The sequence below is a fragment of the Mesorhizobium sp. M0590 genome (assembly GCF_040320905.1).
Taxonomy (GTDB): domain Bacteria; phylum Pseudomonadota; class Alphaproteobacteria; order Rhizobiales; family Rhizobiaceae; genus Mesorhizobium.
On record NZ_JAMYQN010000021.1, the window covers coordinates 38,523 to 53,116 of the forward strand.

General features: G+C 60.0%; 9 protein-coding genes. 7 read left to right on the forward strand and 2 right to left on the reverse strand.

From position 1 onward, the window contains the following. Window positions 1-23: 23 nt before the first annotated feature. Both NKI52_RS26915 and NKI52_RS26920 read right to left on the reverse strand, forming a co-directional pair. Entirely contained in the window at window positions 24-1,256 is a 1,233-nt protein-coding gene (locus NKI52_RS26915; protein WP_352700305.1) for an ROK family transcriptional regulator, read from the reverse strand. Window positions 1,257-1,507: 251 nt separating this feature from the next. Continuing rightward, window positions 1,508-2,392 (reverse strand): sugar phosphate isomerase/epimerase family protein, encoded by an 885-nt coding sequence (locus tag NKI52_RS26920; protein ID WP_352700321.1) that lies wholly within the window; start codon window positions 2,390-2,392, stop codon window positions 1,508-1,510. An 855-nt stretch (window positions 2,393-3,247) separates the two neighbouring features. Here NKI52_RS26920 and metH point away from each other — a divergent pair. The 7 genes from metH (at window position 3,248) to NKI52_RS26955 (ending at window position 14,591) form a co-directional block, all read left to right on the forward strand. Then, window positions 3,248-7,057: a methionine synthase gene (metH, locus tag NKI52_RS26925; RefSeq protein WP_352700306.1), complete on the forward strand. Its 3,810-nt coding sequence runs from the start codon at window positions 3,248-3,250 to the stop codon at window positions 7,055-7,057. A 730-nt stretch (window positions 7,058-7,787) separates the two neighbouring features. After that, window positions 7,788-9,314: an FAD-dependent oxidoreductase gene (locus NKI52_RS26930; RefSeq protein ID WP_352647874.1), complete on the forward strand. Its 1,527-nt coding sequence runs from the start codon at window positions 7,788-7,790 to the stop codon at window positions 9,312-9,314. A 640-nt stretch (window positions 9,315-9,954) separates the two neighbouring features. Next, on the forward strand, window positions 9,955-11,157 hold the full coding sequence (locus tag NKI52_RS26935) for an ABC transporter substrate-binding protein (protein ID WP_352621169.1): 1,203 nt from the start codon (window positions 9,955-9,957) through the stop codon (window positions 11,155-11,157). An 83-nt stretch (window positions 11,158-11,240) separates the two neighbouring features. Then, window positions 11,241-12,107, forward strand: coding sequence for a branched-chain amino acid ABC transporter permease (locus tag NKI52_RS26940; RefSeq protein ID WP_023679424.1), 867 nt, complete (start codon window positions 11,241-11,243; stop codon window positions 12,105-12,107). Between the two features lie 7 nt (window positions 12,108-12,114). Beyond that, window positions 12,115-13,089 carry a branched-chain amino acid ABC transporter permease gene (locus NKI52_RS26945; protein ID WP_023679425.1) on the forward strand — a complete coding sequence of 325 codons (975 nt, stop codon included), beginning with the start codon at window positions 12,115-12,117 and terminating at the stop codon, window positions 13,087-13,089. Between the two features lie 3 nt (window positions 13,090-13,092). After that, window positions 13,093-13,872, forward strand: coding sequence for an ABC transporter ATP-binding protein (locus tag NKI52_RS26950; RefSeq protein ID WP_023679426.1), 780 nt, complete (start codon window positions 13,093-13,095; stop codon window positions 13,870-13,872). Beyond that, window positions 13,869-14,591, forward strand: coding sequence for an ABC transporter ATP-binding protein (locus tag NKI52_RS26955; protein WP_023679427.1), 723 nt, complete (start codon window positions 13,869-13,871; stop codon window positions 14,589-14,591). The genes NKI52_RS26950 and NKI52_RS26955 overlap by 4 nt, the downstream gene beginning before the upstream one ends. The last annotated feature ends 3 nt before the right edge of the window (window positions 14,592-14,594 follow it).

Genomic DNA, 14,594 nt, shown 5'->3' on the forward strand with positions numbered 1-14,594 from the left:
GGTTCGCAGTGCCGAACCTGATATTAGCCTTCGTCTTCCTCTGCCCCTTCGAGTTCCGCCGTACCGTCGGCGAAACGCTGACTTTGCAGAGACAAATATCGCTGGTGTAACATGCAGGCCGCACCGAAAGCGGAACCGACAGTTCCTTCATCATTCATTGTGATCGATGGGAGCGGGAAACTGGATTCCTGTATGGCATGGATGTGTGCAGCGACCCTGGCAGCCATCAAGGGATAGAGTGCGGCGACCGAACCGCCCAGCACGATCTTGTCGGCGTCGATGATTCGGCAAGTCTGCACCAGGCCTATTGCCAAAGCCCTTGCCCAGTCCTCGGCTATTGAGACAGCGCTAGGCAACCGGTTTTGGACATCGGAAAGGAAGTTGCCGAATGTCGGATCACTGAGGGCGGAGGTCTTGCGATACTCGGCCATAATGTTTTCAAGGCCGATTAGTTGTTCGAGATTGCGGCGCGGGCCTGGCACGTCGCTGATAATCAAGTGCCCAATCTCCCCCGCCAGCCCGTTGGCGCCGCGAAAAAGGCTGCCGTCAACGATAATGCCGCCGCCGACACCGCTCTCCATAACGAGAAAAAGCGTGACGCCGGAATGCACCTCGCTGCGCCCGTAAGTCGCGCCGATCGCGAATGCGTTGGCATCGTTCTCGGCAAGGACCGGAACACGAATCGGCAGGGCGTCTCTCACCAGCTTTGCAAGGTGAACATTTCGCCAGCCGAGAAGCGGCGCAAAGTGGACGAAGCCATTCTTATCCATTTGCGCCGGGGTTGATACGCCAACGCCTTCACATCGCTCCAGTTTTGACACAGGAATAGATTGGAGAGCCAGCCTCACGGCGCGGTCGACCGCGGCCTCTACGTTGATCGACGGACCATCAAACGGTTCCACATTCGTCGAAACGATATTGGTTCCAAGATCGATCTCTACCGTACAGATATGCTCGACACCGATCTCGACCCCAAGGAAGAAAATAGCATCCGGCACAAGCTCCAGCATGATGCCGGGACGGCCGGCTCGGGCATAGCCCGCTTGTTCAGGCAGATCCTCAATTGCTTCGCGCACCAGACCGTCAGCCGTCAGGCTCGCGATGATATGCCCCGACGAAGAGCGGTTAAGCCGTAACTTGCGCGCGAGTTCGGCTCGAGTGAGACGTCCAAATTGATGAAGGGCTCTTAGAGCCGCCACTTCATTGTTTTGTCGAATCCTGCGATTTGAACTGGCGGTCAGCGCCGGGTCATTCACTTAGGTCTCTCCAGGTTACCTGCGGTCCGCAAGCCGAACGCAACCACAACGCGCTCACTTGGTACACGCCGCGCAGGCGTGCAGCAACTGGCGCGATCTTATTGAACACGCATCCCCCGAAGCTTCTGTCTCACGGATCCGAGGCTGCCGATGAACAGCGAAAAAACCGCAGCACTACAGCGCTGAAGACCGCGGAGCAGGGCGCCTTAGGCAGAGGGTCCGCACTGCCGCATAATCAGATTGTCCTCGACTTATGGACGGGCATTCGTCGTTCGCCGACGAACCGCCTCTTGCATTTTCAGGTCGATGAAGGCCTTGGCGTGCTTTGCCAACGGCATGTTCTCGGTCCAGGTATCGCGCCATATGGCGCATGCGAGGGACAGACCCTCATCGACCACGGCGCTGGAGAACGATTCAAAGGTGATGTCGCGGTTATAGCCGATGTCTAGCAACGCGTCGAAGATGCGATCGAAATCGATCACTCCATCGCCGAGGTAGCCGCGATTGCTTTCGCCGATGTGAAAATAGCCGATCTTGTCGCCGGCCAGACGAATGGCCGCCGCTGGATTGGCCTCTTCGATGTTCATATGAAACGTGTCGAGATGGAGCGTGACGTGATCGGAGCCGGTCGCCTTGATGAAGTCGAGGCCCTGAGCCGCCGTGTTCAAGAGATTCGTCTCGAACCGGTTGACGACCTCCAGGACCAGATCGACGCCGGCCTTCTTTGCTGCGTCAGCCGTCTTGGCAATGGCTGCAATGCTGTTCTTGCGGCCGCGATCACTCGGCATTATCGAGTATTTCGTATGCGCGGAATAGAGAATGCCCCCGAGCTTGGTGCCGCCGATGTCCCGCACCGCCGCGACTGCATTCGCGAGTAATTCCTCACCTGCCTTCACGACAGCGCCGTCCTCGCTCGACACATCGGCGCCCAAGGGCAGGCCCATGGTGACGGCGATTTCGAGATCTAACGACTGAGCCTTCTTGGCGAGGCGATGGATGTCGAACTTTTCGGGTTGAAGATACGCAAACTCGATCAGCCGGTAACCGCACGCAGCCGAATTCTCCATCGCTTCTTCAAGCATGGCCTGAGTGCCACCGCCGGTCCATACGAACGAATGAATGCCCAATCTGCGCATCGGCTGTTTCCTCCTGGGTACTGGCGACTCTATAAATGTTGACAAGGACAACAAAAATGCCCCCATCGTGACAAATGTCAAGGTCCTCGACGGCGCAACCAATGCTTGTGCGCACGGCAACTCCTAACCGGATCGAGCATCATCCACGCAAATATGCCGAGGATAATACGCGGAATCCCGGGGCCGCTGCCTCGGCGGGTTTTTTGGCCTGACAGAATTCCCGTACCGTTTAATTTGTGGCTAAGAACAACATATAACGCTGCCACCAGCGAAACGTGGAGGAGGAAATTAACTTGCCCTGATCCAATTTCTCCCCTCTTCGCGACAGATGGGCTGATAGCGCTCTTCTGTGCTCGTTCGCATGAATATGGCCAACTCGGTCCGTGAGTTGAGACCAAGCCGGCAATTCGAAACAGCAGAAAATGTTGCCTCCCAAGGCCAGCACCTGAGGGGAGTTTTCTGTTCGGGTGCGGGCACGAAAAGCGATGAATCTTCATAGGGCCAGTGCCCGTGCGCTGGCGTCTTAAATTTGGATCAAGCCGGGAGGCGCCACCGGGCCGATTGGAGGAAATCGCGGAGGCGGGGCCCCCACAATGCCTTTGATGGCCAGGAGGTTTCCGGTCTGGCGAGAAGGAACATTGCCATGACTGCGAAATGACGGACTGACATTCAAGATTCTTTGGAGGAGTGAAAGATGAGACATGAACTCGGAATAGGCCTTGCCGCATTGGCAGTGGGGCTAATGACCAGCGTGATGCCTGCCATGACGTATCAAAGGTTACGATGAGCACATCATATTTTGACATAAAGATATGTTTATGTCACGGTGTGTGATCTTGGAAGCCGAGGCTCACCGTGGTGCATTCTGAATCCTCCTTGGATTCCCTTTTCGGACTCGTTGTCGCCAAGGCGGATGGATCGGAGATTCGTTCTGCCTTGGAATCGGCCGCGCGCGAACGAATCCTCATCCTCGACGGCGCGATGGGCACGCAGATCCAGGGGCATGGCTTCAACGAGGAACAGTTCCGCGGCGACAAGTTCGTCGGCTGCGCCTGCCATCAACAGGGCAACAACGACCTGCTGATCCTGACGCAGCCGAAAGCGATCGAGGAAATCCACTACCAGTACGCGATTGCCGGCGCCGACATCATCGAGACCAACACCTTCTCCTCCACGTCGATCGCCCAGGCCGATTACGGCATGGAGGATGCGGTCTATGACCTGAACCGGGACGGTGCCCGTCTGGTGCGGCGGGCGTGCATTCGCGCCCAACAGGAAGACGGCAAGCGACGCTTCGTCGCCGGCGCGCTGGGACCGACCAACCGCACCGCCTCGATGTCGCCGGACGTCAACAACCCCGGCTATCGCGCCGTCAACTTCGACGATCTGCGCATCGCCTATGGCGAGCAGTTGCGCGGCCTGATCGACGGCGGCGCCGACATCATCCTGATCGAGACGATCTTCGACACGCTGAACGCCAAGGCGGCGATCTTCGCCTGCAACGAGATCTTCCTCGAAAAGGGCGTGCATCTTCCGGTCATGATCTCAGGCACGATCACCGACCTGTCGGGCCGCACGCTGTCGGGCCAGACACCGACGGCCTTCTGGCATTCGATCCGCCACGCCAGTCCGTTCACGGTCGGCCTCAACTGCGCGCTCGGCGCCAACGCCATGCGCGCACATGTCGCCGAGATTTCCGGCGTCGCCAACACCTTCACCTGTGCCTATCCCAATGCCGGCCTACCCAACGAGTTCGGCCGCTACGACGAGAGCCCGGAATTCATGGCGGCGCAGATCGAGGGTTTTGCGCGCGAGGGACTGGTCAATGTCGTCGGCGGCTGCTGCGGCTCGACGCCGGATCACATCCGCGCCATCGCAGCGGCAGTGAGGAAATATCCGCCGCGCGCCATTCCGGAGATCGAGCGCAAAATGCGCCTGTCAGGTCTGGAACCCTTCACGCTCACCAAGGAAATTCCGTTCGTCAATGTCGGCGAGCGCACCAACGTCACCGGCTCGGCGAAATTCAGGAAACTGATCACCGCCGGCGACTACCCTGCCGCCCTCGACATCGCGCGCGATCAGGTCTCCAACGGTGCCCAGATCATCGACATCAACATGGACGAGGGCCTGATCGATTCGAAGAAGGCGATGGTCGAGTATTTCAACCTGATCGCCGCCGAGCCAGATATCGCCCGCGTACCGGTGATGATCGACAGTTCGAAATGGGAGATCATCGAGGCTGGCTTGAAATGCGTGCAGGGCAAGCCGCTGGTCAATTCCATCTCGATGAAGGAAGGCGAGGAAGCTTTTCTCCACCATGCGAAACTCGTCCGCGCGTATGGCGCGGCGGTCGTCGTCATGGCGTTCGACGAGGAAGGCCAGGCGGACACGCAGGCGCGAAAAGTCGCCATCTGCACCCGCGCTTACAAGCTCCTGACCGAGCAGGCCGGCTTCCCGCCGGAAGACATCGTTTTCGACCCGAACATCTTCGCCATCGCCACCGGCATCGACGAGCACAACAATTACGGGGTCGACTTCATCGAGGCGACGCGGGAAATCATCCAGACCCTACCTCACGTCCACATTTCGGGTGGCGTCTCGAACCTGTCCTTCTCGTTTCGCGGCAACGAACCGGTGCGCGAGGCCATGCATGCCGTGTTCCTCTACCACGCCATCCAGGCCGGCATGGACATGGGCATCGTCAATGCCGGCCAACTTGCAGTCTACGAATCGATCGATCCGGAACTGCGCGAAGCCTGCGAGGACGTCGTCAACAACCGCCAGCCGGCGGGCGGCGGCAGCGCCACCGAGCGGATGCTGGAACTTGCCGAGCGCTTCAAGGGAACCGCCGGCAAGGAGGCCAAGGAACGCGATCTCGCCTGGCGGGAGTGGACTGTCGACAAGCGCATTTCGCATGCGCTGGTCAACGGCATCACCGAGTTCATCGACGCCGATACCGACGAGGCGCGGCTTGCCGCCGAGCGGCCGCTCCATGTCATCGAGGGCCCGCTGATGGCCGGCATGAACGTCGTCGGCGACCTGTTCGGTGCCGGAAAGATGTTCCTGCCGCAAGTGGTCAAGTCCGCGCGCGTGATGAAACAGGCGGTCGCCGGGCTGCTGCCGCACATGGAAGCCGAGAAGCTGGCCAACGCCGCCAACGGCATCGACACCGGCGAACGCCAGACCGCCGGAAAAATCCTGATGGCGACGGTCAAGGGCGACGTCCATGACATCGGCAAGAACATCGTCGGCGTCGTGCTCGCCTGCAACAACTACGAGATCATCGATCTAGGCGTCATGGTGCCAGCGACTAAGATTCTGCGGACGGCGCGCGAGCAAAACGTCGACATCATCGGCCTCTCCGGCCTGATCACGCCGTCGCTCGACGAGATGGCGCATGTCGCCTCCGAAATGGAGCGCGAAGGTTTCGACATTCCGTTGCTGATTGGCGGGGCGACGACCAGCCGCGTTCACACGGCGGTCAAGATCCACCCGCGCTATGAGCGCGGCCAGACGGTCTACGTCACAGATGCCAGCCGCGCCGTTGGCGTCGTCTCGTCATTGCTGTCCCACCAGGCAAAGGGCGACTATGTCGATATGGTACGCGCCGAGTACCGCAAGGTGGCGGACGCGCATGCGCGTAGTGAAGCCGACAAGCTGCGCCTTCCGCTCGCCAGGGCAAGGGCAAACGCCCACAAGATCGACTGGTCGGGCTATGTCCCGCAAAACCCCTCCTTCCTTGGGCTGAAGGTTTTCGAGACCTGGGACCTCGCCGAACTCGCCCGCTACATCGACTGGACGCCGTTCTTCCAGACCTGGGAGATGAGGGGGCGCTATCCGAAGATTCTCGAAGACGAGGCACAGGGGCCGGCGGCGCGCCAGCTGTTCGAGGATGCACAAGCGGTGCTGAAGCAGATCATCGCGGAACAATGGTTCGCACCGAAGGGCGTGATCGGCTTCTGGCCGGCCAATGCCGTCGGCGACGACATCAGGCTTTTCACCGACGACACGCGTTCGCAAGAGCTGGCGACCTTCTTCACGCTGCGCCAGCAACTGACCAAGCGCGACGGCAAGGCCAACGTCGCCCTGTCGGATTTCGTCGCGCCGCTCGAAAGTGGCAAGGCGGATTATCTCGGCGGCTTCATCGTGACCGCCGGCATCGAGGAAGTGGCGATCGCCGAGCGCTTCGAGCGGGCCAATGACGATTATTCCTCGATAATGGTGAAGGCGCTCGCCGACCGCTTCGCCGAAGCCTTCGCCGAGCGGCTGCACGAGCGTGTCCGAAAAGAGTTGTGGGGCTATGCGCCGGACGAGAACCTGGCCCCGGAGGATCTGATCGGCGAACCCTATTGCGGCATCAGGCCGGCGCCCGGCTATCCGGCGCAGCCCGACCATACCGAGAAGGCGACGCTGTTCAGGCTGCTCGACGGCGAACGCAACGCAGGGGTCACCTTGACCGAAAGCTATGCCATGTGGCCCGGCTCGTCGGTCTCCGGCATCTATCTCGCCCATCCGGAAAGCTATTATTTCGGGGTGGCCAAGATCGAGCGCGATCAGGTGGAGGACTATGCACGGCGCAAAGACATGTCAATTTCGGAGGTCGAGCAGTGGCTCGGGCCCATCCTGAATTACATCCCAGTGCAGGTCGCTGAGGCCGCTGAATAGATTGTCGGCGTACCAGCTTCAAAGTGGAATTCGTCCTGTATTCAAGCCTTGCCGGGCGCGCCAATGAAATCAATGTTTTTGGCGCATCCTCCGGGCCCACCATTGTCGTTATTTATCAATGACTTAGCATCATATTTTGGTTTGGTTGGCCAAGTCAATATTGGCGAACCACGGTGTATCGCGTTGATTTTATTGATTTATGGTAGGCTCCCGAGGACTGCCGATCGATTTGCTGCGCGAGCGTGGCGCATTCGTGCAGTCTTCCAGTCAACGGACGAACTTATGCAAATCCCTGCTCACACATCTGAACTTGGCTCGCACTTTCCGACCGTTGAGACTCACAACAACTGCGACCCTTCGGAGCCCGCTGTCGGCTTATTTTACCCCATTCCCTACACGCGCCATAGATAGGTCCATCCCAAAGCTGGCTCGATTGGCGGGCCGCGCCTCACGCCAGACGATCTATTAGGCTGCGCACGGCCTTCAGACCCACAAGGACGACAAAGGCGCTGCCGCAAGCTCGTCGCCGAAGGGCACGAGATCGGAAATTCAAGCGTGCATGCCGCCCACTGGCAACAAATGATGTGGTCGGACGTTTGGGCACAAGCGGTGTCGGGCACCTGAAGGCGCACTAGCCAGGCGGAAGGTATTCCGAGGCCGGCGGACCTGAAGATTTCCCGCTTCTTAGCCGTCCAGGCGATTTGACACTGTATCGCCAAGGGAGAAGAAAATGGCTGAAGGTCATTCCAAATTAGACGGGCCGGATCTGGTCCAGGGCGTCGCGTTCGCCGATCTTCCCGATGGCGGCAAGTTCGTCGGCCATTGTGGCAGCGAGCAGGTACTGCTGGTGCGCCGCGGGGCTGAGGTCTTCGCCATCGGGGCGGCATGTACACATTACGGTGGACCGCTCGTCGACGGTCTTGTGGTGGGGGATACTGTCCGGTGTCCGTGGCATCACGCGTGCTTCGATTTGCGCACTGGCGAGGCCTTGCATGCCCCCGCCTTCAATCCAATCGCATGCTGGTCGGTGGAACTACGCGATGAACGGATATTTGTGGGCGAGAAGCGCAAGCGGACGGCACCGAAGCAGCGCGATAGAGGCTCCGGCCAGGTTCCCGAGAATATCGTCATTGTCGGCGGCGGCGCGGCCGGTTTCGCAGCGGCCGAAAAACTGCGGCGCGAACACTATCATGGCAGCATCGTCATGCTCAGCAACGACGAAGCGCCACCCGTTGATCGGCCCAATCTTTCCAAAGATTACCTCGCCGGCAAAGCACCGGAGGATTGGATCCCGCTCCGCCGGGAGAGCTTCTACTCAAAGAACGATATCGATCTGCATCTCAATGCGGACGTCGTCAGCATCGATGCACGTTCTGGCGAGGTTGTACTCGCTGATGGCGCCCGGACCCCCTATGACAGGCTGCTGCTTGCGACCGGAGCCGAACCGGTCCGCCTCACTATCCCCGGCGCCGACCAGCCACAGGTTCACACGCTGCGCTCGCTCGCAGATTGCAAGGCGATCATCGAGCGAGCCACGACTGCGCGCCGCGCCGTCGTGCTTGGCGCCAGTTTCATTGGCCTGGAAGTTGCCGCGGCCCTGCGCTTGCGCGACATCGAAGTTCATGTCGTGGCACCGGAGAGACGGCCCATGGAGCGGGTCCTTGGTCCGCAAATGGGCGACTTCATCCGCGCCCTCCATGAGCAGAATGGTGTCTTATTCCGTCTCGAAGATACCGCGAGCAGCATCGACGGCACCAACGTGAAACTAAGTAGTGGCAATACGTTGACGGCAGATTTCGTCGTCGTCGGCATCGGCGTGCGACCGCGGACTGGGCTTGCCGAGAAGGCAGGGCTGACCGTTGACGACGGGGTCGTCGTGAACGCGTTTCTGGAGACGAGCGCGCCAGGGATCTTCGCCGCCGGTGACATTGCGCGGTGGCCCGATCCTCACACTGGCGAGAACATTCGGGTCGAGCATTGGGTGGTAGCAGAGAGGCAGGGGCAAACCGCAGCACTCAACATACTCGGCCATCGCGAGAAATTCGTCGCCGTGCCGTTCTTTTGGAGCCAGCATTACGATATTCCCATCAACTATGTCGGTCATGCCGGACAATGGGACGAGATCGCGGTCGATGGAGACATCATTGCCAAAGATTGCCTGCTGCGCTTCAAGCGCAAAGGGCGCACGCTGGCTGTCGCTTCGATCTCCCGCGACATCGAAAGTCTAGAGACAGAGGTGGAAATGGAGCGCCAATGACCTAGCGAAGTGCAAGCTGTTATCCGCCTTCCGTGGCGATCAACATCCAATTGCGCTTCCTCGAGGATATCACAGGCGAACGTCCACGCATCGATCACCTTAATGATCTCCTGGGGATCGCCAGCAACGATCGCATCATTGGGCCGAGCGTGTAACGCTGGCCAGGTCGGAAACGAAGCGAACAGCAATCTCAGCGGTATCATCTCCTTGAGAACGTTGACGACCCGTCGCTTCGCTCGTTCCGATGGACGTCAGCCGCAGCATCTCCTACCGACCCCGGCGTTCTGCAATCGCTCGCGACCTAATCCGCGCGCTGCGTTCGCTCGGCTTCGTCACCTCTTCCTCTCTACCTAGGCGGAAATCAGAGTCGCCGCCGCTCCGGGCGGGAGAGTCGCAAGAGACCCTGTTGGCCTCCTCGACGGCAAATCGACGTCGGCATAGCGCGACGAGGGTGCGGGTGGTGGACAGTACGACAGCATCGGACGCTAAATCCGCAAGCGTTCCTTCGCACACCTTGCGCACGATTGTATACGAAAATGAAGAATAATGTTGACAATTTTCCAATCCAGGTTTCCCTTTAAGGCATCCGCGCAGCCGATGAGCAAAACACAAAGCGCGATAACCAGAAGGGGAATGCAGAATGATCAACCGACGCGCGACTCTCAAATCGATGGCGCTTGGCGCCGTCTCGACCCTGGCCATCGCCGCCATGGGTATCCCGTCCGTGCAGGCCCAGAACAAGGAACTGAAGATCGGATTCGTCGGTGTCACAAGCGGCTCCGCCGCCGCCTGGGGCACATCGAATGTGCGTTCAATGCAGACGCGTGCCGCCTGGCTCAACGAAACCGGCGGCGTCAAGATCGGTGACAGCACCTACAACGTCAACATCGTTACCTTCGACGATCAGAAAGACCCAAAGCGCGCCATCGCCGGCATGGAGAAGATGGCTCAGGAGGGCATCCACTATGTGGTCGGCCCGAATGTCGATGACGGTGCCGCCGCCGTGCGTCCGGTCGCCGAGGCCAACGGCATCATTTATTTCCCGTACGCTTTCCCGAAGGCGCTTTATCAGAAGCCTGCCTCGAATGCCGTGCTCGGCATGATCGCCAACTATCAATCGGGCCCGGCGATCTACAAATATCTCAAGGAAAAAAAGGGGGTGAAGACGATCGCCTTCGTTGCCGCCAATGAATCGGATCCGTTGAGCCAGCGCGATGGTGGCGTCGAGGCAGCCAAGGCATTGGGCCTCGAGATTGTCGCCCAGAACGACACCTATCAGAACGACACGCGCGACTTCACGCCGGTGCTCACGCCGATCGTTTCGCTGAAGCCCGACCTGCTGGTGCTATCCGGCGTCGCGCCCGCCAATGCGCCGCTGCTCATCCGCGCCGCCCGTGAGCTCGGTTTCGAGGGCCTGATCTCGACCGAAACGGCGCAGGACGCCAAGGTTCTGGAGGAGGGCGCTGGCGAGTACGCCAACGGCTTCATCTCCGTCGGTGGCGCCTCCACGCCGGAAATCGCCTCCGACACGATGAAGGAATTCGTCGACCGCTACACCAAGATGTTCGGCGAATACAATGACGAGTCCAATACCAAGGTCTATGCGCTCGAATACATCCTCGAAACGCTGAAGGCCAATCCGGCGGCAATCGACAATGTCGAGGAGTTCAAGAAGACCATCGACACCTTCTCGGCTCCCAACCCTTACCTGAAAGGCGACGCCAAGCTGAGCTATGTTGGGACGACCTCTTTCGGCCAGAAGCGTCAGCTCGCGGTGCCGATGGTTGTCAATGAGTACAAGGACGGCGCCTTCCAGACCCTGTTCGTCGGCTCGGTTGATTAGGGTTAGGTTCCTGCGGTTATTTCCTCCCGCGTTGCCGGGGGCCCGGAGCATGTTCCGGGTCTCTCGGAAGATCGAAGGCGTCAATGGAACAGGTCATCGCCAACGGATTCTACCTCGGTGCCCAATATGCACTGATCGCACTGGGGCTCACGCTTATCTTCGCCTTGATGAACGTGCTCAACTTCGCCCATGGGCAGATGTATGTGCTGGGCGGGTTCATCACCTACACAATCTACGGACAACTCGGGCTGCCTTTTGTTGTGGCGCTGCTGGCGTCCGGCGTGACGCTCGCTGTCGTCGGCGCGCTGATGGAGAAATTCCTCTTCCGAACTGTCATCAGGCGAAGTCTACGCGAAGAAAGCACAATGCTGCTCGCGGCGGCAACGGCATTCTTTTTTGACGCGGTCATCCTGCTGTTGTTCGGTGAAAAACAGCGCGGTGTCCCCAAGATCGTCAAGGGCGTGTTCAACGAGGGCGGCATCATCATGCCCTATGACCGTATGGTCGTCGGCGTGCTCGCACTGGTCTTCATCGCGGCCTTTGTCCTCTACATGCAGTACAGCAGGGTCGGGCGAGCCATGCGGGCGCTGGCCCAGGATCGGGTCGCCGCCCAATTGATGGGCGTTCAGGTCGATCGCTATTCGATGATCGGCTTCGCCATGGGCGCCATGCTGGCGGGCATCGTCGGCGGTCTTTTGGTCACCATCACTGGCGTCAATTCCGGCATCGGCGGGCCGATCTCGATCAAGGCCTTCATGATGGTGATGATCGGCGGCGCCGGCGTTGTCGGCGGTGCGATCGCCGGCGGCTTCATCCTTGGCATGATGGAGTCGGTCGGCCTCACCGTGCTGCGCCAATATGGCGACGTCACTTACCTCGTCATCTTCGCCGCGCTGATGGTGTTCCTGTCGATCCGCCCCAACGGGCTGATGGGCAAGCCGTGGGGTTGATGGTGCCATGACGCGTAGCGTGAAAATCGCCCCGGTTGCCGCCTTTCTGGCGATCGTCTTCATCGCCGTGCCGGTTCTGATCTCGGCCAGCGGCCGGATCGACCTCTATTACACGCTCACCTCGGTGGCGTTGCTTAGCATCGCCAGTGCCGGCGTGTGGCTCACTTTCTACATCGGCCGGATCAATATCGGCCAGGGCGCGTATGCGCTGATGGGTGGCTACGTCTCGGCCATACTTGTGGTGACCTATGGCTGGTCGTTCTGGCTGACGCTGCCGGTCGCCGGCCTGTTTTGCGCGGCCGCAAGCGTGCTTATCGGCCTGCCGATCCTGCGCCTACGCGGCGTCTACTTCGCCATGGTGACGCTGGTGCTGACCGAGGTTGCGCGGCTTCTGGCGCTGGCGCTGCCGATCACCAACGGTGCCAAGGGCATGGTCAGCATCCCGCTGCCTGGGGCGCTCACGATTCTGGGCCTCACCATCATCCCGGATTTCGCCACGTTGCATAATTCTCGGCTGGCCTTCTACCTGCTGGCGGTCGCGCTTATGCTGGTCTGTTTCGCGGTGGTGTACCGGCTGGTTCATTCGCGCGTCGGCAAGCTCTGCCAGTCGCTCCAGCAGAACGAAGATCTGGCCTCGTCGATCGGCGTCAATATCGCCTATCTGCGCGTCATAGCCTATGCCGTCTCGTCCTTCTTCGGCGGCGTCGCCGGTGCGATCTTCGCCGCCATCTCGCAGTCGATCTATCCGTCGAGCTTCACGGTCACCGACTCTGTCAACTTCATGCTGAACTGCTTCCTCGGCGGGCTCGGCTACGTATTCGGGCCGATGCTCGGCACGCTGGTGCTTTATTTCGGCTGGGACCTCCTGTTCCAGACTGGCCGGTTCCAGCTTCTGATCTACTCGACCTTGATGATCGTGCTGATGCTGTTTCTGCCCAATGGGCTGCTCAGCCTTGCGGCCACGACCCGCAAGAAGGGTTGAGCCATGGCCGATCTGCTTGAGGTCTCGGCTCTGACGAAACGCTTCGGCGGTCTCGTCGCGGTCAACAACATCTCCTTTTCGGTGCGCGAGAAGGAGATTCTGTCGGTCATCGGTCCCAACGGCGCCGGCAAGTCGACGCTATTCAAGCTGATCTCGTCGTTCCTCAGGCCGACATCGGGCGAAGTGCGCTTAAAGGGCGAGCGCATCTCCGATCTCGCGCCGCACATAGCCGCACGCAAAGGCGTCGTCCGGACGTTTCAGGAAACGACGATCTTCAAAAACATGAGCGTGCGCGACAACGTCATCATCGCTCACCATCTGCGCTCCACCGCGAGCCTGCTTGGCTTCTTCCTCGGTACTGGCACGGCTAAGGCTGACGAGGCAGCCTTTGGCGCATCAGCCGACGAGATTCTGGCGTTGCTTGGCCTGTCGTCGCTCGCCGGCGAAATCGCCCGAAACTTGCCGCACGGTCACTTGCGGGCTCTCGGCATCGCCATCGGCCTCGCCACGAGCCCGTCGATCCTGCTGCTTGACGAGCCCTTCGCCGGGATGAACCACGACGAGACGATGAGAATGGTGGCGATGGTCAGACGGTTGCGCGAGCGCGGCCTCACCATCCTTCTGGTCGAGCACGACATGCCTGCCGTAATGAAGATTTCTGACCGCATCGTCGTCTTGAATTTCGGCCAGAAGATCGCCGAGGGAACGCCAGCGGAAATCCAGAACAATGACAAGGTGATCGAGGCTTATCTCGGCAGCGAAGACGAGGCCATCGGGCTATGAACCAGATCCTGAAATTTGCTGATGTCCAACTCTACTATGATCACGTCTACGCGCTGAAGGGCGTGTCGCTGGAAGTCAATGAGGGCGAGACCGTCGCGTTGGTCGGCGCCAATGGCGCCGGCAAGTCGTCGATCCTTCGCGCCATTACTGGGCTGCGCAAGATCAAGTCCGGCGAGATCCACTACAATGGCCGGCGCATCGACGCCGCCGCCCCCGATGCGATCGTCAAGATGGGCATCGCCATGGTGCCGGAGGGACGCCGTGTCTTCCCTTACATGTCGGTCAAGGACAATCTCCTTATGGGCGCCTTCACCCGATCCGACAAGGCCGAGATCGCTGGCTCGCTGGAAATGGTGCTTGGCCGCTTCCCCCGCCTCAAGGAGCGCTATTCGCAAGCCGCCGGCACGATGAGCGGCGGCGAGCAGCAGATGCTGGTCATCGGCCGCGCGCTGATGGCCAAGCCGCGTCTGCTGCTGCTCGACGAGCCGTCGCTGGGCGTCGCGCCCAAGCTCGTCCAGGACCTTGCCCGCTCGATCGTGGCGATCAATCGCGACGAGAAAGTCAGCGTTCTGCTGGTCGAGCAGAACTCACGCATGGCGCTGCGCATTTCCCAGAGAGCCTATGCGCTGACTACCGGCAGCGTTGCGCTGAGTGGGAACTCCGCTGATTTGCTGACCGACGAACGGGTCAAGCATCTTTATCTCGGCGGCGAGATTTGAGGC